Raw genomic sequence first — 26,699 nt, forward strand, 5'->3', positions numbered from 1 at the left:
AAAAGACGTTTCACAGCCGTAAAGCAAGGGGTGTGAAACGTCTTTTTAGTTATCTTAAGATTTATTTTTAAAGATCTGTGCCGGATCCAAAGGAATCCGTATCATATCCCACCGGTTCCGATGCCGGATACAGGATATCTTTCCGTTCCTGATAGAACGCAGCCATCGTGATCTGCATATACGGCATCACCCATAAGAAGCCGATGGCGCAGGAGCAGGATGCGAGGATCTCAAGTCCTAAAAAGCTGAGGAGCAGCAGAATGTAGCGGAAGAAATTCTTTTTCATCAGCACAAAGCTCTGACGGATCGCCTGGATCGGGCCGATGCCGGGAGCGTCGTTCATCACGAAGGTGGAAAGGGAAAACGGAACCAGCACCAGCGTGGAAACGAGAGAGCCGATCAGCTTATAAACGTAAACATTCATGAGCGAAGAAAGCTCGGCGTCAATGGAAAGTGCAGTTCCAAGCGTCAGTTCCGCACTCGGGGAGGAAAGATACTGGAAGCCCGGAATGCTGGAAATCAGGGCGATCACAGAGCTGATGCCGTTGATGATAAGGAACATCAGCACGTACTGGTCCGGGTGGTGATAGAAAGCGTAGAGCATATCACCGACGGAAATCGGTTCCCCGCGCAGCGTCGAGAGGCAGATTTTTAAGTAGCCTGCCTGGAAGAGGCTGAGGAGCAGGGAAAACAGGAACAGCGTCAGATTCAGGAAAATGATATCGTACAGCGTTGTGCCTGAAAAAATCAGCGTCGGGATGAGGGAGCAGGAGAAGGTGAGAAACAGGTTGATCGCGGTTGCGCCCACCAGCGTGCCGCATCGGCCTGCCATGGCCTCACGGGCCTGCTTTTTCAGTTCTGAAAATTTCTGTTTTTGTCCGTTCATGAAAAATCCTTTCTGGTACTTAGATGGTATTTCCGTCGGTGGTTGTTCCGTTATCCGGTGTCATCTGGTATTCCTGCATGTACTGATTGTAATACCGCTCGAGCAGGTTGGTGCTGCCGCCGCTGACCATGTTGAAAAGCAGGAAAGAAGCATACATGCAGATACCGACAATTATGCCGATGGTACAGCCCGCCAGACCGGCTTTTGCCGTGCCGCTCATGCGTCCTGCGCCGCGGCTTAAAAGGGCGAAGATCACGCCGAGCGAGCCGAAAAACAGGGAACCCATGTTGAGCATGAACAAAAAGGAGCAGATCGCCATGACCATCGAAGCGGCCGCAAGGGCCTGCGAACCCGTCCTGCGCGGCGGCTGTACGGGAGGCTGCTGCTGGTAATGCTGATACGGTCCGGGACGCTGGCCCTCAGGCACGCCGTACGGATGGGAGGACTGATAGGAATCTCCGGACTCATTGGTGTTTGGATCGTAATTTTCTGGTGTCATAAAATGTCCTTTCTTCTGCAAAAAAGCGCGGTTTCACACGCAGTCTGTCAAAAAAGCTATAGTAAAGATTTTATCATGTAAGGTTGACAAAAACAAGACCTATTGATAAGGTAATAGAGTGGCTGTTCCGCCAAGGGTCCCGCTTTTTATGCGGGAAAAACAGAGAAGGAACAGCGTGTTTTGGAAGAGACAACAGGAGGAATTTACCTATGGATATGAATCAGGTATTGGCAGCCGAGCTGAACGTCAAACCGTGGCAGGTAGAAGCTGCAGTGAAACTGATTGACGAGGGAAACACGATCCCTTTTATTTCACGATATCGAAAAGAAGCAACAGGTTCCTTAAACGATGAGATACTGCGAAATCTGTACGACCGTTTGATGTACCTGCGCAGTTTAAATGACCGCAAGGCCGTTGTCCTGGCGAGCATCGAGGAGCAGGGCAAGCTGACCGCAGAACTGAAAAAATCCATCGAAGAGGCCGCAACTCTCGTGGTTGTAGAGGATTTATACCGCCCGTACCGCCCGAAACGCCGGACGCGTGCGACGATCGCAAAAGAAAAAGGACTGGAGCCGCTGGCGAATATCATTCTTCTGCAGATGACAAAAGAGCCGCTCGAAAAAGAGGCAGAGGCTTTTGTTTCAGAAGAAAAGGAAGTCAAAACGGCAAAAGACGCCATTGCTGGTGCCTGCGACATCATCGCCGAGAGCATTTCCGATGAGGCCGATTACCGTATGGAGATCCGCCGCAGAACCGAGGCGAAGGGCCTGATCGTCTCGACAGCAAAGGATGAGAAAGCAGAGTCCGTTTACGAGAATTACTATGAGTTTTCCGAGCCGGTATCGAAAATTGCCGGACACCGTGTGCTGGCGCTGAACCGCGGTGAGAAAGAAAAATTCCTGAACGTCAAAATTGAGGCGCCGACGGAAGAAATCCTGCGTTATCTCGAGAAAAAAATCATCACCAAAGAGAATCCGCAGACAAAGCCGGTTCTGCAGGCGACCATCGAGGATGCCTACAACCGTCTGATCGCTCCGGCCATCGAGCGTGAGGTCAGAAATCAGCTCACCGAAAAGGCAGAGGACGGTGCGATCAAGGTCTTTGGAAAGAACCTTGAGCAGCTTCTGATGCAGCCGCCGATCACAGGCCAGGTTGTCCTTGGATGGGACCCGGCGTTCCGTACGGGATGCAAGCTGGCTGTTGTCGATGCGACTGGAAAAGTGCTCGATACCACCGTGGTTTATCCGACCGCGCCGACGAACGAGAAGAAGATTGCGGCAGCGAAAGCCACTGTAAAAGATCTGATCCACAAATACGGTGTCACCCTGATCTCTGTCGGAAACGGAACTGCAAGCCGTGAGTCCGAGCAGATCATCGTCGAGATCTTAAAAGAGATCCCGGAGAAGGTTGCGTATGTGATCACAAACGAGGCAGGAGCATCCGTTTACTCTGCAAGCAAGCTGGCAACCGAGGAATTCCCGAACTTTGATGTCGGACAGCGAAGCGCCGCTTCCATCGCACGCCGTGTGCAGGATCCGCTGGCAGAGCTTGTCAAAATCGATCCGAAATCCATCGGTGTCGGCCAGTATCAGCACGATATGAACCAGAAGAAGCTCGGCGAGGCGCTCGGCGGTGTCGTTGAGGACTGCGTGAATAAAGTCGGTGTCGATCTGAACACGGCATCCGCGTCGCTGCTGGAATACATTTCCGGTGTCAGCAAGGTGATTGCAAAAAACATCGTAGCATACCGCGAGGAGAACGGCCGTTTCGAGAGCAGAAAAGAGCTCCTGAAAGTGGCAAAACTCGGACCGAAGGCGTTTGAGCAGTGCGCGGGCTTTATGCGCATCACCGGCGGCAAAAATCCGCTGGACGGCACAAGCGTTCATCCGGAGAGCTACGAGGCAGTCGAGAAGCTGTTTGCAAAGTTAAATATGAAGACAGAGCAGATCAGCGAGGGACCGACGGCGTTCTTCATCAAAGATTACAAGAAGATGGCAGAGGAGATCGGTGTCGGCGAGATTACGCTGCGCGATATCATCAAAGAGCTGCAGAAGCCTGGCCGTGACCCGCGTGACGAGATGCCGCGCCCGATCCTGCGCACCGACGTGCTCGATATGAAGGATCTGAAGGTCGGCATGATCTTAAAGGGAACCGTGCGCAACGTCATTGACTTCGGTGCATTCGTCGATATCGGCGTGCATCAGGACGGACTCGTCCACATTTCCCAGATGACGAAACGCTTCATCAAGCATCCGCTGGAGGCTGTGAGCGTCGGCGATATCGTGGAAGTGAAGGTCATCAGCCTTGATCTGGCGAAGAAGCGGATCGGACTGTCGATGCTGCTGGATAAATAAAGTGTGATATGTGGGCTGCCCGAAAGAAAACAGGGGCAGCCCGCGGTGTATCAAAGGGGGATTACCATGAATGAGGAAGAAGTGCTGGTCGGACGGATTCAGGATCTGGCAGAGCAGTGTTATCACAGGGATGTTCCGTCACACACGGAGTTTCTGACGCTGGCGGAGCAGGATCTGTTCTACCGCACGGTAAATAAAATCCCGGGCGTGCGTTATGTGCTGTCCGGCGGATACGAGGCGGCAGAGCGGAAAGCGGCGCTGTTTCTGCCATCCTATGCAGAGGACGGTGATGCGTCGATGCTTCCGATCGCAGTCGTGCGCATCAGCCCGCTGAATGAAAAATTTGCGGATGCGCTGTCACACCGTGATTTCTTAGGATCACTGATGAATCTCGGCGTGGAGCGGTATAAGCTGGGAGACATTCTGATCGATGGAAACCAGGCGTATCTGATCTGTATGGCGGATATGGCGGACTACATCTGTGCGGAGCTGAAAAAAGTGCGCCATACGAGCGTGTACTGTGAAGTCGAGGCGGGACTGCCGGAGGAGCTGACGGAGCCGAAAACCGAGCGGAAAGAAGGCTCCGTCGCTTCCGTGCGGCTCGATGCGGTGCTGTCGCTGGCGTTCAGCAGTTCGCGGAGCAAAATGGTGCCGCTGATCGAGGGCGGCCAGGTGTTTATTAATGGAAAACTGGTGACGTCGCCGAGCGCGTCATTAAAAGAGGACGATTTCGTGACCGTGCGCCATATGGGAAAATTCCGCTATGCTGGCGTGCAGAATCAGACGAAAAAGGGAAGGCTGTACGTGGCTGTTGAACGATTTGTCTCATAATAGATATTTTGAGGGATTTTACAGGAAAAGACCATTGACAGTGTTTGTAAAAAGACGGTATTATAGAGGGTATGTAGAAGGTCCGCAGGGCTGAGAATTTTCAGACGGAAGCGGACTGCGAAGATTACGTATCAGGAAGGCAGGAAGAAAAAATGGGAAAAATTATACTGACCGGCGACCGACCGACCGGCAAGCTGCATGTAGGACATTACGTTGGTTCACTGCGCCGCCGCGTGGAGCTGCAGAACTCCGGTGAATTCGATAAAATTTACATCATGATTGCAGACGCACAGGCGCTGACCGACAATGCGGACAACCCGGAGAAGGTGCGCCAGAACATTCTGGAGGTAGCACTGGATTACCTTTCCTGCGGACTTGATCCGGAAAAGAGCACCATCTTTATCCAGTCTCAGATTCCGGAACTGTGCGAGCTTTCTTTCTATTATATGAATCTCGTTACGGTTTCCAGACTGCAGAGAAATCCAACCGTAAAATCGGAGATCCAGATGAGAAACTTTGAGGCGAGCATCCCGGTTGGATTCTTCACCTACCCGATCAGCCAGGCAGCCGACATCACTGCATTCAAGGCAACGACCGTTCCGGTTGGAGAGGATCAGATGCCGATGATCGAGCAGACACAGGAGATCGTCCACAAATTCAATACAGTTTATGGCGAGGCACTTGTGCAGCCGAAGATTATGCTGCCGGAGAATGATTCCTGCAGACGTCTGCCGGGTATCGATGGAAAAGCGAAGATGAGTAAATCGCTTGGAAACTGCATTTACCTGTCCGAGGAGCCGGATGAGATCAAGAAAAAAGTCATGAGCATGTACACCGACCCGGATCATATCAAGATCACCGACCCGGGCAAGATCGAGGGAAATACCGTATTTACCTATCTCGATGCATTCTGCCAGCCGGAGCACTTCGAGCGCTATCTGCCGGATTATGCAAATCTCGACGAGTTGAAAGCACATTACCAGAGAGGCGGCCTTGGCGATGTCAAAGTGAAGAAGTTCCTGAACAATGTACTGCAGGAGACCTTAGAGCCGATCCGTAACCGCAGAAAAGAGCTGGAAAAAGACATTCCGGCGATCTACGAGATGCTGAAAAAAGGCAGCGAAGAGGCAGAAAAAGTTGCCGCTCAGACACTGGCGGATGTCAAAGCAGCCATGAAAATCAACTATTTTGATGATCTGGACCTGATCCGTTCCCAGGCAGAGCGTTACGGCAAATAATTACCAATAGAAGATGAATGGAAAAAGCGGACATTATGGTTCCGCTTTTTCTGTTGCAGGGCGGACGAAAGTTCGGAGTCCTGCGGTCGGAGAGGATAGCATATGGTCATACATGGATTTCAAAAGCTGACGCTGCTGGATTACCCGGGCAAGGTGGCGTGCACATTGTTTTCGGGCGGATGTAATTTCCGCTGCCCGTTCTGCCAGAACGGAAATCTCGTGCAGCATCCCGAATGGGAGCCGGTGATTCCGGAGGAGGAGATTTTTGCAGTGCTCGAAAAGCGGCGCGGCGTGCTGGACGGCGTCTGCGTGACGGGCGGTGAGCCGACGCTGGATCCGGATCTGGAGCGGTTCGTGACGAAAATTAAGGAACTGGGATATCTTGTGAAGCTCGATACGAATGGATACCGGCCGGAGATTTTGAAAAAGCTGGTGGAAGAGAAGAAAATCGACTACGTCGCCATGGACATCAAAAACGCGCCGTCCCGGTACGGCGAGACGGCGGGCGTGAAAAAGATCGATGTGATGCGGATCAATGAGTCGGTCGAGTTTTTAAAGAGCGGCGTGGTGGACTATGAGTTCCGGACAACGCTCTGCAAGGAGCTGCATGGAAGGGAAGAGATCGAAGCGATCGGAAAGTGGCTTTCCGGGGCAAAACGGTACTTCCTGCAGAATTACCGGGAATCGGATTATGTGATTGATCCGAGGTTCTCGGGGTATGCGAGGGAGCAGCTCGAGCGGTTCTGCGAGATCCTGCGCGGAAAGATTGAGACGGTGGAGATCCGCGGCGTGGATTAAAAAACGCTTTAAAGCGTGCGGTACCAGTAGCCGAAGCGGGCATCGGGCGCGAGCTCGGAGGGGCGCATCGCCTGCTTGAAGTGGAAAAAGCCGAAGAGGCTTGCCATGAACTGCTCATTCGGCGTGTAGACGCCGGGGACACCGAAATACCAGAGTTCCTGCTGGTCGCGGTTCCGGGCGAGGAGCAGATGGCGATAGGACGAGGAGCCATGGAGGACGAAGCGGTTCGCATCCACCGAAAGACCGGCGGCGCGGAGCTGTGGAAGATCGTCGAGTGAGAGGCGCAGGCAGTCGGTCAGATCATCATCTGGGAACGGATGGAACTCCGGGAACTGGTCCTGAAGCTGGAGATAGAGAGCAGCGCGGGACGGCGGCACGGCTGCTGCGGCGGGAAAATCGGCGGAAGTCATATGTAGCGGCTGGGCGGCAGAATCCGGGATGGGCTGCGGCGGTTCCGGGTTGGCAGAGGGATAGCTTTCTGCGGTTTTCACAGATTCCGCGGATGCGGGATGGAGTGTGTCGGCGGATGATTGCGTGATCCTGTCTGCAGGAACGGTGTTTACCGTGTCAGTTGATGTGGATTCTGTGGAGACGGTGGATTCCGGGTTGGAATTTTGTGGATAAAGTTCGGAATTGCTGCTGAATTCTGTGGAAAGTTCATCGAACTGTGCTTTTGAAGCGTCTGATGATGGCAGGGACTGCGCAGGTACGGCGGGATCCAGAGGTTCGGGTGTTTCGGCAGTTTTCTCTTCGGTCGGTCTGGCACCATTGTCTGCGGGTGTTTTGGGCTCCTGCGGGAGCGTGGGAGCGAAAAACTCCGGCTGAATCGGAAGATCGTCCCACTGGGTGGCGATGACGCCGGTCTGGCGGCAGAGCAGGATAAGACCGCCAAGCTCGTCGAGCGTGACATCCGTCTGCCCAATGGCATCGGAGTGCGTGAAGAGCTTTCCGCTTGTGGAGGAGCGACCCGCGAGGAGATTCCCGAGCGGAATGCCGTACATCCGCCCTGACCGACGGATAAAACCGTAGACTGTGACCGAGGTCTCCGGCGGAAGAGACGGCGATTTGATCTGGAAGTCCATGCGGCAGAAGCCGTTCTGCGACTCCACACGGACAAAGCCGCAGCATCCGCCCTTGCGGTTGTTCGGGTATTCGTATAGATAGGCAATGAAACGCCGGTAATCAGACATAAAAACCTCCTGCATAGAAGTAAAAAGAGTAGAAAAAGATACTGCGCTACAGTTCACGATATGCGGGAAGGACAGAAAATATACGCAGAGAAGAAAGGAAGTGCACAATGGAAGAAGAAACAAAGCTGGAAACGCCGGAGGAAAAAGCGCACCGGAAAGAACGGGAACGCTTCATGCGCCAGGCGATTACGCAGGCGAAGAAAGCGGAAAAGCTAATGGAAGTGCCGATCGGCTGTGTGATTGTGTACGAGGGAAAGGTGATTGCGCGGGGCTATAACCGCAGAAATACGGATAAAAACACGCTGTCCCACGCGGAACTGAATGCGATCCGGAAAGCCAGCAAAAAGCTCGGCGACTGGCGGCTGGAGGGCTGTACGTTGTATGTCACTCTGGAACCGTGCCAGATGTGCGCCGGTGCGATCGTACAGGCGAGAGTCAGCGAAGTCGTCATCGGCAGCATGAACCCGAAGGCGGGCTGCGCGGGATCGATCTTAAATATGCTGGAAATGCACGAGTTTAACCATCAGGTGAAGGTCGAGCGCGGCGTGCTGAAAGAAGAGTGCTCGGAGATGCTGAGTGCGTTTTTCCGGAGACTGCGGGTGGTGAAAAAGAAGAAAAAAGAAGAGAGGAAGAGGGCGGAAGAAGGGAAAGAATAAAAGAAGAGGCAACATCGGGATGGGATGCTGCCTGAGGAAGATTATTTGTTTGAGTAAGCTGCACTTTCGAATTTGAGTTGTTGGAGCACCGCTCGCCGCATAAACCCCTTCTGCCATCCCTGCATCCACAGTAATTACGGGCTTTTCATATGTATGTTTCATGACATTTACCTCCATTTCCTAACTAATTTCATCATAAATAACACACTCCCAAAAGCCAAGCTCTCCCCCGCATTTCCCGAAAAATTTCCGTAAAAAATACAATCCCCGTATTTCCATCGGAAACCAATGAAAAAATCATTGACGAATCGTAGAAAAAGCACTATAATATACGATGTATTTGACAAAATACGGAGAAGTACCCAAGAGGCTGAAGGGTCTGGCTTCGAACACCAGTAGGTCGGAAACGGCGCAAGGGTTCAAATCCCTTCTTCTCCGCTATGCAAAAAAGAGACAGCAAAAAGATTGAAAAATCGAAAAAGCTGTCTCTTTTTCTGTGAGAAATTATGAAACAGATGAAAAACAAAAGAAACAAAGACAGAAAAAGCATCGCCAGTTCACGAAAAGGGACCGATGCACAACAAAGCAAAATAAAAAGGAGAGACAATACATGGCGCAGTTACCACAGGAATTTCTGACCCGCATGCAGGAAATGCTGGGCGATGAATTTGATGCATTTTTAACTTCCTACGACGCACCCCGCACAGCCGGGCTGCGTGTGAATACAAAAAAATGCCGGACCGAAGATTTCCCGCCGCTTGTTCCGGGAACGTGGAAGAAAATTCCGTGGATTCCAAACGGCTATTTCGTGCCGGACGGCATGCGCATGGGCCAGTCTCCGCTGTATGCGGCAGGCGTCTTCTATCTGCAGGAGCCAAGCGCCATGACCCCGGCGTCCCGCCTCCCGATCGAACCGGGTGAGCGTGTGCTCGATCTCTGCGCCGCACCGGGCGGCAAGGCAACCGAGCTGAATGCGCGCCTGAAAGGAACCGGCCTTCTCGTCGCCAATGACATCAGCAACGCCCGCGCCAAAGCACTGCTGCGCAATCTGGAGCTGTTCGGAAGCGAAAACGTGCTTGTCACCAATGAGACACCGGCAGGCCTTGCAGACGTCTTCCCGGGCTTCTTCGATAAAATCCTCGTGGATGCACCGTGCTCCGGCGAGGGCATGTTCCGGAAAGACGAGGCAGTCATCGGCACCTGGACCCCGGAGCGGCCGGATTTCTTTGCGGATCTGCAGCGCGAGATCACCTCGAATGCTGTCAAAATGCTGCGTCCGGGCGGCCTCATGATGTATTCGACGTGTACCTTCTCCCCGCAGGAGGACGAGGGAACCGTTTCTTTCCTTCTGGAAAACTTTCCGGAAATGGAACTGATCGAGATGGAAGGCTACGAAGGTTTTTCAAAAGGCAATCCAGTCTGGGGAAACGGCGATCCGGAGATCGAAAAGACCGTGCGCATCTGGCCGCATAAAATGAACGGCGAGGGCCATTACCTTGCCTTGTTCCGCAAAAAAGGCGAAGCCATTCCTTATGAGACAGAAGAAAAGCCGATCGAAAAGAAAAACAAAAAACAGAAAAACCGGAAAAAAGACCGCGGAACGGAAGCACCGGGTCCGTCGAAAGCAGAAAAACAGATCCTTTCCGATTTCCTGTCCCGGATGACAGCACCGATCCCGGTGGAGGAACTGGAAGTCCGCGCCGGAAAAGTATACCATTCCCCGTCCCTGCCGGATGGCGTGCGGAATCTTCATTTCCTGCGGAACGGTCTGTATCTCGGTGAACTGAAAAAAGACCGTTTCGAGCCGTCACAGCCGTTTGCCGTGACACTCGCCGCGGACAAGTTCAAAGATTACATGAATTTAAAGGCAGATGACGAGCGTACCGAAAAATATCTCCACGGTGAGACAATTTCCGTAGAGCCGGGAGAGACCGCATCGCCGTCGGGCTGGAAGCTGGTCTGCGTCGATGGATTCGGCCTTGGATGGGGCAAACTGGTCAATGGAACCTTGAAAAATAAGTACCCTGTTGGATGGAGAAAGTAGAAAAATCATGCCAGTTTTTGCAGGAAAAACGTCGAAATATTACAAAGTTATTAACAGAAATTAAAAAAGACTTTCATTTCAGACATACTTGTGTTATAATGGCAAAGTACGGCGGGAAAAAAGGCCCATTTTCCGCAGTAACTTGGAGTGACAATCAGCAACAGAACGTAATAAGTATGAGGTGTACGACATGAAAAAAAAGAAATTATTCAGCCTGGTTTTGGCCACAGTGCTTACGGCAGCAACCGTTCTGCCATGCTATGGTGCCAGTACAAAGGAGAAAATTTCAAATGCTCAGGCAGAACAGGCTGCCGCACAGTCTCAGCTTGACAGCATACAGAGCAGGATTGACGAACTCAATTCCAAAAAGGGACAATCAGAAGAATATCTTTCCGAACTGAACCAGCAGCTGGACGATCTGCAGAACCGTCTGCAGGAGCTTCAGGATCAGTATGATGCGAAGCAGAACGAACTGGTACAGATTCAGGCAGATCTGGAAGATGCAAAAGCAAAAGAAGAAGAGCAGTACGAGGCGATGAAGCTCCGTATCCAGTATATGTATGAAAATTCCTCCGGAAACGGATACATGGCAATGCTCTTTTCTTCCAAAAGCATTTCAGAGCTGATCAGCCGGGCAGAATACATACAGAAAATTTCCGATTTCGACCGCGATCTTATGCAGGAGTATGAGGACACGGTAAACCAGGTAAAAGAAAAAGAAACACAGGTGCAGGAAGAGCAGGCAGCGATCGTAGAACTGCAGCAGCAGAGCAGCGATCAGCAGGAAGCCATCCAGGAGCTGTACGCAGCAGCTTATCAGGAACTCCGTACCTACTCAGCAGAGCTGGACGATGCAAAATCCAGCGAGAGTACACTGGTAGATGAAATCAACAGCAAAGCAGATGCAATCAACGACCTGATCCGTCAGGCGAAAGAAGAGGAGATTGCAGCGCAGAAGAAAGCAGAAGAGGAAGCAGCCGCCGCCGCCGCACAGCAGGCTGCCGCAGAAGCTGAGGCAGAGGCCGCCAGAAAACAGGCAGCCGAGGCAGAGGCCGCAAGAGTCGCAGCCGCAGAAGCAGCAAATGCCGCAGCGAAAGCAGATACCGATACAAGCAGCAGCTCCGGAAGCAGTTCTTCGGACAGCAGCGCATCCTCCACGACAACGGAGAGTCCATCCGCGTCAGATACTTCCAGCAGCTCCTCCAGCGGAACATACCTTGGAAGATTTAAACTGACAGGCTATTGCTCCTGTTCCATCTGTACCGGACAGTGGTCCGGCGGATCCACCGCGAGCGGAACCACACCGACCGCAGGAAGAACGATCGCCATGGGCGGTGTACCATTCGGAACGAAACTGATGATCAACGGCCAGGTTTACACGGTAGAAGACCGCGGAACCGCTTACGGCCACGTAGACATCTTCTGCAGCAGCCATTCCGAGGCGCTGAGCTTCGGCGTGCAGTATGCAGATGTATATCAGCTGAGCTGAGAAACAAAGATAAGAGATATGCCGGAACAGAACTTCCGGCATATCTCTTTTTTTGACTTTCTCAGAAACTGTCATTCTAAAAGAACACCAAAAAGGCCGCAAACCCGTGTAAAATGTACCTTTTGAAGCAATAATAAAAAAAATTAAAAAAATTTCAAAAAAGGTGTTGACATTCCTATAGACATCATATATAATAGCTATTGTTGACGGACGAGAGTTCAGAAAACAAAAAATCGAAGCGTGGCTCAGTTTGGTAGAGCGCTGCGTTCGGGACGCAGAGGTCGTGGGTTCGAATCCCGTCGCTTCGACTGGAATGAAAATGCCGAAAGCCTTGACAATCAAGAGCTTCGGCATTTTTTCGTATGTCAGAAAGAGAACAGGAAAACAGGGAAAAATATCTGGTCACGAATTTAGTCACGAATTTTTCAGACCGATAGGAAAAGAGTACACGAGGAGGAAATTTTTGTGAAAGCATTATTTTTTGATATTGATGGAACGTTACTGAGTGAGATTACAAAAGAAATTCCGAAGAGCGCGCTCGATGCATTGAAAAAGACAGCGGAAAAAGGAAATCTTACGTTTATTAATACCGGCCGCACCTGGTCGGAGCTGCCCGAGGAGCTGAAAAAGCTTCCATTTTCCGGATTTCTGTGCGGCTGCGGGACCTATCTGCGCCGGGACGGCGAAATCCTGATGCATCAGACGATTCCGAAAAAGCGCTGTGAGGAAATCCCGGTTATTTTAAAGGAGTGCAGGATCGGCATGATTCTGGAGGGAACGGATAATGTTTATTTTTCGTCGGAGGTATCCCGTTTTCGGGAGGTCGAGCAGACCCGTGCCTATTTCGCTGCTGTCGGAATCGGACTCGCAGAGACAGCGGAGACAAAAGGAATCATTTACGATAAATTTTGTATCGTAACCGATGCACAGTCTGATATAGAACGTATGTACCGTGAATTTGAGCAGGAGTTTGATATCATGGATCGCCGCGGCGGTGTATACGAGATCGTTCCGCACGGCTGCAGCAAAGGAACAGCTGTGGACTATGCGCTGAAACAGTTTCAGCTGGAGAAAGAAGATGCATACGTATTTGGCGACAGCAGCAACGACCTTACCATGTTCCGGTGCGGCGCACACACCATTGCGCTTGGAAAACATGATGAGATTCTGGATCCGTACACAGAGTACGTAACCGATACCGTCGAGCGGGACGGCGTGGCAAAGGCGATGGAGCATTACGGATTGATCTGACAGAAAAACAGAAGAAAAGAAAGCGAAGGGGCGCATTTGAAAAGAAATTTTCAGGTGTGCCCCTTTGGTTGCAATTTTCTGAAAAAGGAAACAAGAAAAGCAGCGTCTGAAAAGGTATGTGCATTGCAAAGTAAAAAATTTCGTGGTAATATAAAAATGAATTTTTGTGCATATTTGTAATGATACCAGGAGGTGAGCGTTCAGAAGTTCCATGGAAACAGAAAAAAATCAGATAAATAAAAAAAGCCTCAGATACCGTTTTACAGCAGGAACGATCGGAGTGCTTCTTACGCTGGGTGCGGTTGTTGTTTCCACATATGCCTGGTATGTGTACAACACGGGACGTCATACGACAAAAGTACGTATGGCAGCCGGAGCAGGAATCAATCTGCAGATCAGCAATGCCTACGATGGTGTTTATGGTTCTGCCGCCGTATTGGACAGCTTTTCCGGCCAGCTCAATCCGGTATCGACGAACCGGATCAGCGGAGGTTTTCAGAAAGTGCTCGGCTTCACAAACGGAACGGAAAACCAGTCCAATCTGGTGGCGAATCTGTTTGGAAGAGGCGACTACAGCGATTATTATAAAACCAGCCTGTTCCTGCGGAGTAATGGAAAATCCACCGACATCTATCTTTCCGATATCGGCTTTGAGGACAGCGATGAAAACAATCCGATCTCATCAGCGATTCGTGCAGGTTTCGTAATACACCAGGCCGGACTGGACCAGCCGACAGAAAATGAGTATATCTTTGAAATCAGCGATAAAAAGAATCCGCAGGCGGAGTACAACACGGCGACCGGAGAAGAGGGTTACGTTCTGGACAGCACAAAAACGGACGGAACGACCGTACCGTTTCAGCCTTATAATGAAAATTGAAAGGTCATGGCACAAGCCATGACTTTTCTTTTTCCTCAATATTCCCCTATTGTCAACTATCCCCAATCTCCTCCTCGTATTTTCGGTACATCTGATGAATCGCTATTTCCCTGATTTCTGTTATAGTCATGTAACGGAAAAGAAAACTTCAGAAGGGAGAAATGCAATATGCGAAAAAAGCAGGATATCATATGGAAGCAAAGTACACGATGGAAATTGGTGGAGAAATGGGTGACTAAGTATTTGAATAGTTACCACACTCTTTTTTATTGACGGATACACAAAAATAAGGATATAATTCTTACTAGAAGATTGACGAGGAGAAGTTGTATGAGTCAGGATATTATTAATAATCGTTTTTTGGAAGAGTCGGTATTTGCTATTGCCGATGGATACTGCGTGATCAATCTCACAAAGAATATCGTACGTGGCTCCATGTATCAGGTAGTTAATGGAAAAAAATATAATCTGAATGAACAATTAGGTTTGCCGGAAAATTCAAGCTTACAGAGTCTGGTGGATGCATGGGCATTGACCATACCTGAGGAAGGTCTTAAAGATTTTCTGCACGAGTTTGACAGAGAACGACTGTTAAAGCGTTTTGCAAATGGTGAACGTCATATATCGTTCCGATACTGGACCAGGACTGCTACTTTTGAGCCTATGCTTGCAGAAGATCACATGGCTCTGTATCGGGAAGAAGAGACCGGAGATGTCATTGCAGTCAATTATGTTCTTGACCGTACAGAACATTACCGCTTAGAGGAAAAAGAGCGGGCACTGGAAAAATCAAACAGAGAGTATGCGAAGCTTCTGGATGAAGAGAAAAAGCATACAGCTATGATCGAGGAATTGACAAAAAAACTGCAAAGTCAGCTGGAGTTATTTACCGTATCCATCCCCGGCGGCGTCAAAATCAGCAATGATGACCCGGAATACTCTTTCAAATATGTTTCAGAACAATTTGCAAATATGCTCGGTTACGCAACACCAAAGGAACTGTTGGACGCTTCTGGCGGTAATATTATCGGCCTTGCTCATCCGGATGACGTGGAGGTCGGACTTGCAGATGCATTAAATCAATATACTCATTCTGATCATTATGCTACTATTTACCGGATACGCTGTAAGGACGGCACATACAAATACATCGAGGATCGTGGACAGAAAGTGATAAAGGAAAACGGAACCATTGAACATTGGAATCTCATGCTGGATAAAAATGACTTCATGCACAAATCAATTGCCTTGGAAAGTGAAAAGAAAGCAAATAAAAGCAAGTCTGATTTTCTCTCCAGGATGTCGCACGATATGAGAACCCCGCTGAATGGAATTATCGGATTGCTGAAGATTGCTGAGAAGCATTTTGATGACAGGGAATTGGTTCTGGAAAATTTCAGAAAAATGCAGGTAGCTGCAGACTATCTATTGTCTCTTATTAACGATATCCTTCAGATGAGCAAAATTGAAGATGGAAATGTACCTCTGACGCAGGAAATCATCAACTTTGAGGAATTAAGTCAGGATGTTCTGACTATCATAGAACAGCGGGCAAAAGACAGAGGAATCCAGATGCAGTTCCGTGCAAAAAAGGAAGACCTTCGATATCCTTTTATTTATGGAAGTCCGGTACATTTAAGACAGATATTTCTTAATATTTATGGAAACTGTATTAAGTATAACCGGATTGGCGGCAAGATAATAACGGTGTCAGATTATACAGAAGCTGTTGACGGAATTACGACATATGAGTGGACCATAACTGATACTGGCATTGGTATGAGCAGGGAATACCAGGAGCATATATTTGAGCCGTTTTCGCAGGAAAGAGAGGATGCAAGAAGTACACAGCAGGGAATTGGACTGGGAATGGCGATTGTAAAAGGTCTGATTGAAAAGATGGGTGGAACTATCGAAGTTAAAAGCAAAGAGGGAGTTGGCTCAACTTTTATTATCAGGATTCCGTTTAAACTTGCTCCTGCACCAGATACAGTAAAGAAAACAGCGGCACAGATGGATATCAGCGGATTAAACTTATTGCTGGTGGAGGATAATGAACTGAATGCAGAAATTGCGGAAACGCTGTTGTCTGATGAAGGTGCAAATCTGACAGTTGCAAGAGATGGACTGCAGGCGGTCAGAATGTTCCAGGATAAACCGGAAGGTTATTTTGATGCAATTCTGATGGATATCATGATGCCTGTAATGGATGGGCTTACTGCGACAAAAACAATCCGGTCACTGAAACATCCAGATGCTGAGACAATCCCGATTATTGCCATGACAGCAAATGCATTCAGAGAAGATAAAGAAAAGTGTCTGGAAGCAGGAATGAATGCTCACTTGGCAAAGCCTATAAAAATTGAAAACATAAAGAGAATTTTGTGTGAATATTGTGTGTAGTGGTTGCAACTTCTCAAATCCGTGTACCTATTTTTCACGTTCTGTAGGAGATACTGATCAAGGAAGCCTTTGTGGATAATCTTAACGAGAAATTTGCCAATAAGGAAGAAGTCCTGGATAACCTCAGCGCTATCCGAAACCTGCTCTCCGGCGGTGAAAATACGCTTCAACAGCAGACAGCACTTTGGCAGGAAAGTCAGCTTCTGGAAGAACAGATTCAGGCACTCATCATGCAGAACGCACGGATTGCTATGGATCAGCATGGTAGACCATGTGGTGGTGCATAGCAAAGAGGACATCCGGGTGGTGTACAGGGATGGCATTGAAAAAAATACAGGTTTTCTATCCTATAATATTGACGTATAAAAAACTTCATGGTATTTTATTTTTGGAATAAATGGAAATTATTTAAAGGCAAACTTGCTGAAAAGCAGGGACGCAAAGCCAGAAGGGGCTAAAGTCAGAAAGTTTGACCATGTCAGCCGGTTGCTACTATTTCCATATATGAAGAAGATATGAGAACGGAAGAGATTCCGATAACTTTTATATGATATGGATATGTGGTTATAAAGAGATACAGTAGGGGCACTGGCAGATTTTGGCAGGTGTCCTTTTTGTATGCAAAAATGAGTAAGAAAACTGGCAGGGACAGGTTTTTTGTATACAGATAAAAGCAGGATGAAGAAGGCATAAGACGAAGAGAGGATTTTTATAAAATGGGAAATTATGAGGACAAAATATATTCTTTAGGTGAGGCTGTAACGGGACAGACACAGGCTATGTCACAGGCCGTACAGAAAACACTGGAAAATAATGGCGGGGTAGGTATAATGACAGGATCTTATGACCAAAACCTGTCTATTTTGTCTGTGAATAATCTGCTGTTGCATAGTACAGGATATACATTCGATACTTTCATGGAACAGACAAAAGGCTCATTGAGAAACTTCTTTTATGACGAGGAAGATAGACAGGAGCGAGACCGTTTTTTGCAGCTTCACGGAACAGGGGAAGCACAGATCCTTACAGCAGACGGTACAGTGAAAAATGTACGGCTTTGTAAAGAGGATGCAACAGATGAGGCGGGCAGACAGATCTGGGTTATGTCCGTACAGGTCAACTGGGATCATGTAAATTTGACACTGCTCAATGAGGCTATCTGTTCCGGTTTCTGGTATTTTGACTGTGACGAAAACAGTGAGATTGTGAATGCAAACTGGAGTCATGAATTCCGAAAAATGCTTGGCTATCATGACACTCTGGACTTTCCGAATAAACTGGAATCCTGGTCAGATCTTCTGCATCCACAGGATAAAGAAAGAGTAATGGTGCAGCTTCAGGCGGCAATTAAGGATAAGACGAACCAGATAAAATACCAGGTAGAGTATCGTATGAGAATGAAGGATAATCAATACCAGTGGTTTCGGGCATCGGCAGAAGTAATACGCCGTCTGGATGGTTCTGCCAGCAGGATTGCCGGGATTTTTATTAATATTGATGCGGAAAAAAAAGAGGCCATGCAGGCACAAAAATCTGCTGCTTTCCACCGGGCTTTTACGAAAGCAGACCTGTGTGAGTATTATGTAAATCTGGAAGCGAATACTTTTGATACCTTTAAGGTTGAACCGTCCCTGATGACAGTCTTTGAACAGAGTCATACATGGGATGAACTGATCCGTCATTTTGTGGATTCCTATGTTGTGGAGACAGATAAGAAGGCGGTATCCTCTTTTTACGACCGTGGTTATATTGCAGAAAGGCTGAAGGGTCTGGAAACCGAATTGGCTTTAGAGTGCCGTATCACTCTGAATGGAGAAAAACGATGGGTCCGCAATGTGGTCATACGTGGCGAAATAGAGGATTCAGAATATGCCATGATCTTTCTGCGTGATATCACAGAGGCAAAGGTAGAGAGCGCACGGCATCTGCAGATGGCAGCGGATAATGCTTCCATGGAGCAGATAATTCAGAGTATTGTGCGTCTGGTTGACCGGTTTGTTGTCTGTGATCTGGAAAATGACAGATATGAATTCTACAATCTGAATGGACAGATGATATATAAACCTCTGGGATTTTATCATGATTTTCAGATGCAGGTTCTTGAAAAATATAAGACACTGGAACCATTGGAAACTATGGACATCCTGATCGCACCGGAAAATATCCGGAAGAATCTGAAAAGTGAAAATGATATTTATAAGTTTGAGTACTGCAGCCTGGATGAAAGGACTTATAAGATCGCTTCTTATATTCCTCTAGAATGGGAGAATGGAAAGCTGGTAAAGGTATTGCTGGCATCCATGGATGTGACACAGGAGAAGAAAGCAGAGATTGAATCCCGTCAGGCACTGAAAGAGGCTTACCGGTCTGCAGAAAATGCAAACCGTGCGAAAACAGAATTCCTTTCCAATATGTCCCACGATATCCGGACACCGATGAATGCCATTGTCGGCCTGACAGCAATTGCAGGAGCAAATATTGAGAGCCAGGACAGAGTCATTGAATGTCTCAGCAAAATTACAAAATCAAGCCGTCATCTGCTGGGGCTGATTAATGAAGTGCTGGATATGGCACGTATTGAAAGTGGAAAAATGACGCTGGCACAGGAGGATTTCAATCTGCCAGATCTGGTGGATAATCTTATAACACTCACAAAATCGGTGATTGATGAACATAAACACAATTTAGATATACACATTAATCACATTGAACATGAGAGTGTCTGTGGTGACAGCCTGAGAATCCAGCAGGTATTTGTGAATCTGATGAGTAATGCGATCAAGTATACACCGGATGGTGGGAATATTACTTTTTCCATAGAGGAAAAGCCAAATGGATTTTCGGAACTTGGATGCTATGAATTTACGATTGAGGATAATGGGATCGGTATGTCACCGGAATTCCAGAAAATCATGTTTGATCCTTTCAGCCGCGCAGATGACCATCGGACAACCAGAGTCCAGGGAACAGGTCTGGGAATGACAATCAGCAGAAATATTGTGAACCTGATGAATGGTAATATTAAAGTGGAAAGCACCTTACATAAGGGGACTAAAATTACAGTAACAATTTATCTGGAACTTCAGGAAAAAGAAAAAGAACAGGACAGAAATCTGATGAATCTACCTGTTCTGGTTGTGGATGATGATAAGATATGTTGTGAAAGTACAGTTGCCACATTGAAGGAGATTGGGATTACAGGCGAATGGGTTCTCTCCGGCAGAGAAGCCGTTGAGCGCTGTTATGCACATCATGAGCTAAAAAATGATTACTTTGCTGTTATTTTAGATTGGAAAATGCCGGATATGGACGGAATTGAAACAGCCAGACAGATCCGGAAACGGATAGGGAAAGAGATTACCATTATTGTACTGACATCTTATGAATTCAGCGAGATCGAAGAAGAAGCAAAGGCTGCAGGCGTAGATGCTTTTATTGCAAAACCGCTGTTCCGTTCCCGTTTGACGGCTGCATTGCGGCAGTTTACTTCTGGCAGAAAAGAAAAAACAGCAAGAAATTATCTGGATGAGCTGTCTGAAGCAGATTACACAGGAAAAAGAATTCTGCTGGTCGAGGATAATGAGTTAAACAGAGAAATTGCTGTTGAAATTCTGCAGATGACAGGGGCGGAAGTGGAAACGGCAGAAAATGGAAAAATTGCAGTTGAAAAAGTAGAAGCTTCTCCGAAAGGCTTGTATGACCTTATTTTTATGGATATCCAAATGCCTGTCATGAATGGTTATGAGGCAACCGCAGCAATCAGGAGCCTTCCGGGTGAACAGGGAAAACTACCGATTGTTGCCATGACAGCAAATGCTTTTGCAGAAGATGTACAGCTGGCAAAAAATACAGGCATGAATGGACATATCGCGAAACCGCTGGATATGAATAAGCTGAATGATGTTCTGGAAAACTGGCTGTAATTGTTTCCCAATTATTGAATTAATGATTTTATCAGGAAAGAATGAGGAAAATACGAGGATGAAAAAGGCAAAACAATGTCTGATAGCTTTATTGTCAGGGGTGCTTGTAGCAGCTACTGTTTTGTCTGGCTGTGGACAATCTAAAAAAGCAGTATCTAAAAATGACGATCACCTTACCGTGTATTTGTGGGAAAATCGTTTAATGAAAAATATTGTACCCTATATAAATGAGCAGTTTCCAGATCAGGATATTGAGTTTATTACCGGTAACAATGATACCGATTTATACAGCTATTTTGAGGAACATGGTGAACTGCCGGATATCATAACCGTACGTCGATTTTCTGGAAAAGATGCACAGGATCTGGAGCCATATCTAATGGATTTTGCTTCTTATGATGTGGTTTCCAGGTATTACTCTTATGCATTGCAATATTACAAAAATTCAAAAGATGAGATCCAGTGGCTTCCTATCTGCGGTATACCGCAGACGATTATTGCCAACAAGACATTGTTTGAACAGTATGGAATCAAGATACCGAAAAACTATAAGGAATATGCACAGGCATGCCAGCAATTTTATGATAATGGTATAAAACCGTATTCCCTGGATCTTGCAGAAGACTGGTCTGCTCATGAGGTGATTCAGACAGGTGCAATTGGGGAATTCATGAGTCTGGATGGAATTGAATGGAGAAGCTCAGCTGAAAGTGCATCAGGGGATATCGCGTTTGATGATGCATTATGGAAACGTATTTTTTCAGAAACCAATACATTTTTAAAGGACTCACATTTTACAAGTGATGATATCAGCGTCGATGTTAATACTGCAACGCAGATGTTCCTTGAGGGAAAAGCAGCAATGTTTCATGGTTATCCGGCACTTATGCAGGAATTTCAGGAACAGATGGATGCAGAATTAACTCGTATACCGTTTTTTTCACAGATTTCGGATGAAGCTTTTATAAATATGACCCCTTCTCTGAATATTGCATTTAACAAAGAACTGGAAAAAGATCAGGAAAAACTGGATCTGGCATTCGATGTCCTGGAGTGTATGATTTCAAAAGAAGGACAAACATTGATCGCAGATGGAAAGGGTGTAATTTCATTAAATGTAGATGTTCCAAACATGATGGAAGATGTACCTGGACTGGAAGATGAAATTAATAATAATTCTGTTTATATCCGATATTCTGCTCAAAAATCATTTGATGCCAGTCTTGAGGCTGTTCACGGATTATTGTCAGGGGAAATGGATGAAACACAGGCTTATGATGCTTTTCGCAGCACAATGAACAGTAAGGATTCAAAAGAAGAAACCACAGTTAATTTTGAAAATGAATATTCCATTTCGCTAAATGATAAAAACGGTCGTGATGCGGCATCTTCTATTTTAACTACGATTAGAGAAGAAAATGATGCTCAGCTGGCTTTGGCACCATATTATTATTTTACTTCCTCCATTTACAAAGGGGAGTGTACCGGCAGCCGGGTTGGTCTGATGACAGCAAAGAGTTTAGATACACCATTATACCTGGCAAAAATCAATGGCAAAGAGATTTATGAACTTGCGGAGAAATATCTTGCTGATTCTGATGAGAAATTCCATATAACCAATAAATATGAATTACCAATTGCATCCGGTATGAAATTAATCGTCAGGCAGGAGGAAAACGGATTCTCATTAAAGGACATAGAAGTAAATAAGAAAGAAATCGACAAAGAAAAGGAGTACTCTATTCTTCTTACAGACACCACAATGTCTGTTTTGAAAAAAATAAATCCGGGATGTGAGATCGAGCAGATTAAGGACACAACATTATCAAGTGCATGGACTGCAGCAATAGAAAACGGACAGCAGCCGTCAGCACCGGAAGATTATATAGAGGTTGAAAAATAAAAGTGGGAACAGAACAGGCGAAAACAAAAAGAAAAAAGATGATAGTACCATTGTTCTTTTTAATTCTTATCTTTTTAAACTTAATTTTTGTAAAGTTCCTTTTGAACAGGATGAACAGCTATATCGCAGAAAACGGGAAAAGCAGTATGGGAGCAGTTGTTGAACAGATACAGCAGACCTATGATCTGCAGGTGAATGGATACTACAGTCGGCTGCATATGCTTGAGGATTTTCTTACTCAAGAGGGAGTGAGATCTATTGAACTGGATAGAAACAAGAAGTTCTTTGAGGCATGGCAGAAAGAATCTGAAAGTACACTTATATTTCTCCAGGAAAATGGAAAGGCAATAACCACTGATGGAACAAAACTTCGGGTTGACATGCCAAGTAAACTTTTGTTGGATTTGAGGAACGGATATAATATTGGAAAATTGGTTTCTCTTGATTACAACCAGAAGAAAAAAGATGGTTATCTGGTTGCAATTCCATGTCAGGAATATACGATTAATGGGGAAACTTATACGGCAATTGGAACCTTGTATGATCATTCAAAATTAGATTCCATGTTAAGTGTGAAAAGCTATAACGGGAATGCGTATCTGTTTATGCTGGATAACGACGGAAATATTACTTATACAAATCAGAAAGAAGATAAATTTTTCAGGAACTATTTCTTGTTAAAGCATTTAAAAGGAGATCAGGCTATCACTGAGGAAGAGGCTGATTCTCTTCAAAAAAAGCTGGATGGCAGAGAACAGGGGGTAGAACTTGTGGAAAGTGACAAACCTTACTATCTGGGATACTGTCCAATAGAAAATAATAACACCATGCTGATTTGTATTGTAGAAAAAAGTGTTGTAGATAATGTACTAAGAGACTATCAGAAAACAATAGTGTTTGAAACAATACTCATGGCAGGTTTTATACTTTTGCTTTTTGCCGGATTATTCTACAGTATTTCCAGACGCAGTCTTGCTGAGCAAAAAGCTGAATACGAAAAAAGAAATAATGAGATTCAGACGCAGGCAATGAAGGATATGGAGGAGTCCAATAAAAAACTGAAAAAAGCAAAGGACATTACAACGGAAGCCTTGCAGACCGCTGAAAATGCAAATAAGGCGAAAACGGATTTCCTGTCCAATATGTCACATGATATTCGTACACCAATGAATGCAATTATCGGCATGACATCATTGATCAGACATGATGCCGGTAATAAAGCGAAAGTAATAGAGTATGCAGATAAAATAGACATTTCATCACAGCATCTGTTAGGAATCATTAATAATGTTCTGGATATGAGCAAAATTGAGGCAGGAAAAACAGTTTTTAAGTATACCGATTTTTCCATCTTGGATTTTATTACAGAACTCAATACCATATTCCATTCACAGATAGACGAAAAAAATCAGACTCTTACAATCATAAAAGAAAACATCCGGCACGAGTGGGTGAACGGAGATCAGGTTCATCTGATGCAGATTTTCAGCAACTTGGTTTCTAATGCAGTGAAGTACACGCAGGAAGGTGGAAAAATTCAGTTTCTGGTAGAAGAATGTGAGACAAAGTCATCTGTCTACGCAAAGTACCGTTTCTTGGTCAGCGATAATGGCATGGGAATGTCGGCAGATTTCAAAGATACAATTTTTGATGCTTTTACTCGTGCTGAAAGTTCTATGACGAATAAGATACAGGGAACTGGTCTTGGAATGGCTATTACCAAAAATCTGGTTGAAGCAATGGGAGGCACCATTGATGTGGAGAGTGAACTGGGCCAGGGAAGCTGTTTTGAGGTTCTTATAGATCTGAGAATAGCAGAAGATAGATTTGTTTCTTCAGCAGAACAGGCAGAAAAGGATGAACCGGCTGGCAATGTCCTGAAAGGAATGAGGTTTCTGTGTGCAGAGGACAATGAGCTGAATGCAGAAATCCTGATGGAATTGTTAAAGATTGAGGGTGCAGAGTGTACAATCTGTGAAAATGGTAAAAGGGTCTTAGAGGCATTTGAGCAGTCTGCTCCGGGGGATTATGACATGATCCTGATGGATGTACAGATGCCGGTTATGAATGGTTATGAGGCAACAAAAGCAATCCGAAGAAGCTCCCATGAACTGGCAAAGACAATTCCAATCATTGCTATGACCGCCAATGCGTTTTCTGAGGATATTCAGCATTCTCTGGCAGCCGGTATGAATGCCCATGTTTCAAAACCGGTTGAGATGAAGGTACTGGAAAAGACGATCAGAAGCATAAAATCCGGCGGGGGGCACCGAAATGCAGCTCATTGAACAGTGACAAATGGATATGGAAAAGAGCTGATGAAAGAATCTGGCATTGCCAGAACTTTCAATCAGCTCTTTTTTAGCATCAGTTCCCTCTTGACATTTTTTCATTTCCTGCTATACTTATCAAAGATAATTACTAAAGATAACTAAATTTTAAGAAGAAAGGACCATTTTCCATGACACAGGAAAAATTAAAGCAGTTCCTGGATGCGTGTTTTGATGCAAAGCGTCTGATCGAGAAACTCCCGGACCTGCCGGACGGTATGAAGCCGCGGCAGGTGCATGTGCTGGATGCGGTGAATGAGATTCAGAAAAAGCAGGGCTTCTGCCGCGTCAGCGACATCAGCAGCTATATGAACACAACGCTGCCGAGCATCACCAAGCTGGTGCAGGAACTGGAGGAGAGAAATCTTCTCGTGAAACAGGCGGATGAAAAAGATAAGCGCGTGATCAACCTGACACTGACCGAAGAGGGAAAAGAGTTTGTGGAACTCCGCGTGACGCACTTTCACGGGGAATGGGCATCCCGCCTGCCAGATCTGGACGACGCGGTGGTGGACGAATTTGTGCATGCAATCACACGGATGCAGGAAACGATGCCGGGAATAAAAGGAGTGAAAAACAATGGCAAAAGAAAATAAGAAAGAAGTATCGTTTGTAGAGGGACCGATTTTCCAGTCCCTGATCCGTTTTGCGCTGCCGGTGCTCGGCGCGCTGATTCTGCAGGCGGCTTACGGTGCGGTCGACCTTCTCGTGGTCGGCTGGTTCGGCGATGCGTCGAGTATTTCCGCTGTCGGAACCGGAAGCAGCTTCATGCAGATGGTAACATTTATCATCACCAGCCTTGCGATGGGTTCGACCGTTATGATCGGCCAGCACATCGGCGAGGGCAAGCCGGATAAGGCCGGCAAAACCGTGGGAACCTCGATTGTTCTGTTCGCCATCATCGGTGTCGTCATGACGGTGATTCTGGAGCTGTTCGCAGGCCCGATCGCCAATATTTTACAGGTCCCGGCGGAGTCTTTTGACAAAACCGTCCTCTACCTGCGGATCTGTTCCGGCGGTATTCTGATCATCATCGCGTACAACGTCATCAGCAGCGTGCTTCGCGGAATCGGTAATGCAAATCTGCCGCTTTTATTCGTCGGCATCGCCTGCGCAGCCAATATTGCCGGAGATCTGTTCTTCGTCGGTGTGCTGAAACTGGACGTTGCGGGAGCAGCGCTTGCGACGGTTCTGGCGCAGCTGATTTCTGTCATCGCCTCCATGGGTGTGTTGAAAAAAGGCAATCTGCCGATTGAATTCAAAAAAGAAGACTGCCGCATCGACCATGACGAGCTGAAGAAAGTCCTGAACGTCGGTGTGCCGATCGCGCTGCAGGAGACGACCGTACAGATTTCCTTCCTTGTGATCAACTCGATCATCAACGGCATGGGTCTGATGCCGTCCGCCGGATACGGTGTGGCGCAGAAGCTGACCTCATTCATCATGCTGATCCCGTCCTCTGTGATGCAGTCTGTGTCAGCATTCGTGGCACAGAACACCGGAGCCGGAAAGAAAGACCGCGCGTGGAAGGGCTTCCTCACCGCAATCGCAACGGGCTGCTCTCTTGGAGTTGTGATTTTCTGCATCGGTTTCTTCGGTGGAAGTGTCATCTCCAGAATCTTCACGAGCGATCCGGCCGTTATCGAGCAGAGCGCCGCTTACCTGCGCGGTTTCGCACCGGAATGTATTCTGACCTGTGTGCTGTTCAGCAGCATCGGATACTTCAACGGCCGCGGCATCAGCATCCCGGTTATGATCCAGGGAATCACCTCCGCCTGCCTGATCCGTATTCCGCTGGCGCTGTTCTTCTCACACCTGCCGAATACGAACCTGACCTTCGTCGGCATGTCCACCCCGATCACAACCGTATACGGCATCTGCTTTTTCATGATCTGCTTTGCACGGTTAAAGAAAAAAGGGCAGATGTAATTGAATCAAACATAACAGAACTGCCTGGGAAACGGCACGGAGCGATCCGCCGTTTCCCAGGCAGTTTTTGGTATTGTTTGTCCGGAACTTTTTTG

General features: G+C 47.0%; 19 protein-coding genes, 2 tRNA genes and 1 riboswitch. Of the genes, 18 read left to right on the forward strand and 3 right to left on the reverse strand.

Annotation, left to right across the window (positions count from 1 at the left end):
* Positions 1-67: 67 nt before the first annotated feature.
* Together DW915_RS06170 and DW915_RS06175 are read right to left on the reverse strand one after the other, a co-directional pair.
* Positions 68-886 carry a DUF975 family protein gene (locus tag DW915_RS06170; protein WP_118641119.1) on the reverse strand — a complete coding sequence of 273 codons (819 nt, stop codon included), beginning with the start codon at positions 884-886 and terminating at the stop codon, positions 68-70.
* A gap of 19 nt (positions 887-905) precedes the next feature.
* The gene (locus DW915_RS06175) at positions 906-1,385 is read right to left on the reverse strand and encodes a hypothetical protein (RefSeq protein WP_055218430.1); all 480 of its coding nucleotides are present in this window, start codon (positions 1,383-1,385) and stop codon (positions 906-908) included.
* Positions 1,386-1,594: 209 nt separating this feature from the next.
* Here DW915_RS06175 and DW915_RS06180 point away from each other — a divergent pair, with 209 nt between their 5' ends.
* From DW915_RS06180 to DW915_RS06195, 4 genes are all read left to right on the forward strand, one after another.
* Positions 1,595-3,739: a Tex family protein gene (locus DW915_RS06180; RefSeq protein ID WP_118741784.1), complete on the forward strand. Its 2,145-nt coding sequence runs from the start codon at positions 1,595-1,597 to the stop codon at positions 3,737-3,739.
* A gap of 66 nt (positions 3,740-3,805) precedes the next feature.
* Positions 3,806-4,570: a YlmH family RNA-binding protein gene (locus DW915_RS06185; RefSeq protein WP_118741785.1), complete on the forward strand. Its 765-nt coding sequence runs from the start codon at positions 3,806-3,808 to the stop codon at positions 4,568-4,570.
* Positions 4,571-4,722: 152 nt separating this feature from the next.
* Positions 4,723-5,808, forward strand: a complete 1,086-nt coding sequence (gene trpS, locus DW915_RS06190) for a tryptophan--tRNA ligase (protein WP_022461312.1) — start codon at positions 4,723-4,725, stop codon at positions 5,806-5,808.
* A gap of 102 nt (positions 5,809-5,910) precedes the next feature.
* Positions 5,911-6,606: an anaerobic ribonucleoside-triphosphate reductase activating protein gene (locus DW915_RS06195; protein ID WP_055228308.1), complete on the forward strand. Its 696-nt coding sequence runs from the start codon at positions 5,911-5,913 to the stop codon at positions 6,604-6,606.
* Between the two features lie 8 nt (positions 6,607-6,614).
* Here the strand turns inward: DW915_RS06195 and DW915_RS06200 are convergent, their stop codons facing one another.
* The gene (locus DW915_RS06200; protein ID WP_118741786.1) at positions 6,615-7,796 is read right to left on the reverse strand and encodes a DUF6128 domain-containing protein; all 1,182 of its coding nucleotides are present in this window, start codon (positions 7,794-7,796) and stop codon (positions 6,615-6,617) included.
* Positions 7,797-7,903: 107 nt separating this feature from the next.
* Between DW915_RS06200 and tadA the strand changes: the two genes are divergently transcribed.
* The 14 genes from tadA (at position 7,904) to DW915_RS06270 (ending at position 26,604) form a co-directional block, all read left to right on the forward strand.
* Complete coding sequence (gene tadA / locus DW915_RS06205; RefSeq protein WP_117509593.1) at positions 7,904-8,452, forward strand: tRNA adenosine(34) deaminase TadA; 549 nt, start codon at positions 7,904-7,906, stop codon at positions 8,450-8,452.
* A 352-nt stretch (positions 8,453-8,804) separates the two neighbouring features.
* A tRNA-Ser gene (locus DW915_RS06210) sits at positions 8,805-8,890 on the forward strand.
* 172 nt (positions 8,891-9,062) lie between these two features.
* Entirely contained in the window at positions 9,063-10,496 is a 1,434-nt protein-coding gene (locus DW915_RS06215; RefSeq protein WP_118741787.1) for an RsmF rRNA methyltransferase first C-terminal domain-containing protein, read from the forward strand.
* Between the two features lie 190 nt (positions 10,497-10,686).
* On the forward strand, positions 10,687-11,985 hold the full coding sequence (locus DW915_RS06220) for a PcsB-like coiled-coil domain-containing protein (protein ID WP_118741788.1): 1,299 nt from the start codon (positions 10,687-10,689) through the stop codon (positions 11,983-11,985).
* A 234-nt stretch (positions 11,986-12,219) separates the two neighbouring features.
* A tRNA-Pro gene (locus DW915_RS06225) sits at positions 12,220-12,293 on the forward strand.
* A 157-nt stretch (positions 12,294-12,450) separates the two neighbouring features.
* Positions 12,451-13,236, forward strand: a complete 786-nt coding sequence (locus DW915_RS06230; protein WP_243033795.1) for a Cof-type HAD-IIB family hydrolase — start codon at positions 12,451-12,453, stop codon at positions 13,234-13,236.
* 211 nt (positions 13,237-13,447) lie between these two features.
* Positions 13,448-14,116: a hypothetical protein gene (locus DW915_RS06235; protein ID WP_118741790.1), complete on the forward strand. Its 669-nt coding sequence runs from the start codon at positions 13,448-13,450 to the stop codon at positions 14,114-14,116.
* Positions 14,117-14,446: 330 nt separating this feature from the next.
* A complete protein-coding gene (locus DW915_RS06240; protein WP_118741791.1) occupies positions 14,447-16,519 on the forward strand; it encodes a hybrid sensor histidine kinase/response regulator in 2,073 nt (690 codons plus the stop codon).
* 71 nt (positions 16,520-16,590) lie between these two features.
* A complete protein-coding gene (locus tag DW915_RS06245) occupies positions 16,591-16,806 on the forward strand; it encodes a hypothetical protein (protein ID WP_118741792.1) in 216 nt (71 codons plus the stop codon).
* Between the two features lie 116 nt (positions 16,807-16,922).
* A riboswitch (cyclic di-GMP riboswitch) is annotated at positions 16,923-17,013 on the forward strand.
* Positions 17,014-17,235: 222 nt separating this feature from the next.
* The gene (locus tag DW915_RS06250) at positions 17,236-20,442 is read left to right on the forward strand and encodes a response regulator (RefSeq protein ID WP_118741793.1); all 3,207 of its coding nucleotides are present in this window, start codon (positions 17,236-17,238) and stop codon (positions 20,440-20,442) included.
* Positions 20,443-20,500: 58 nt separating this feature from the next.
* The gene (locus DW915_RS06255; RefSeq protein ID WP_118741794.1) at positions 20,501-22,345 is read left to right on the forward strand and encodes an ABC transporter substrate-binding protein; all 1,845 of its coding nucleotides are present in this window, start codon (positions 20,501-20,503) and stop codon (positions 22,343-22,345) included.
* A gap of 2 nt (positions 22,346-22,347) precedes the next feature.
* Positions 22,348-24,633 carry an ATP-binding protein gene (locus DW915_RS06260; protein WP_243033796.1) on the forward strand — a complete coding sequence of 762 codons (2,286 nt, stop codon included), beginning with the start codon at positions 22,348-22,350 and terminating at the stop codon, positions 24,631-24,633.
* 173 nt (positions 24,634-24,806) lie between these two features.
* Entirely contained in the window at positions 24,807-25,271 is a 465-nt protein-coding gene (locus DW915_RS06265; protein WP_022463031.1) for a MarR family winged helix-turn-helix transcriptional regulator, read from the forward strand.
* The gene (locus tag DW915_RS06270; RefSeq protein ID WP_117813042.1) at positions 25,255-26,604 is read left to right on the forward strand and encodes an MATE family efflux transporter; all 1,350 of its coding nucleotides are present in this window, start codon (positions 25,255-25,257) and stop codon (positions 26,602-26,604) included. Before DW915_RS06265 ends, DW915_RS06270 begins: the two co-directional genes overlap by 17 nt.
* Positions 26,605-26,699: the final 95 nt, after the last annotated feature.

Origin of the sequence: Blautia sp. AM42-2 (genome assembly GCF_003480245.1) — a bacterium.
Classification (GTDB): domain Bacteria; phylum Bacillota; class Clostridia; order Lachnospirales; family Lachnospiraceae; genus Fusicatenibacter; species Fusicatenibacter saccharivorans.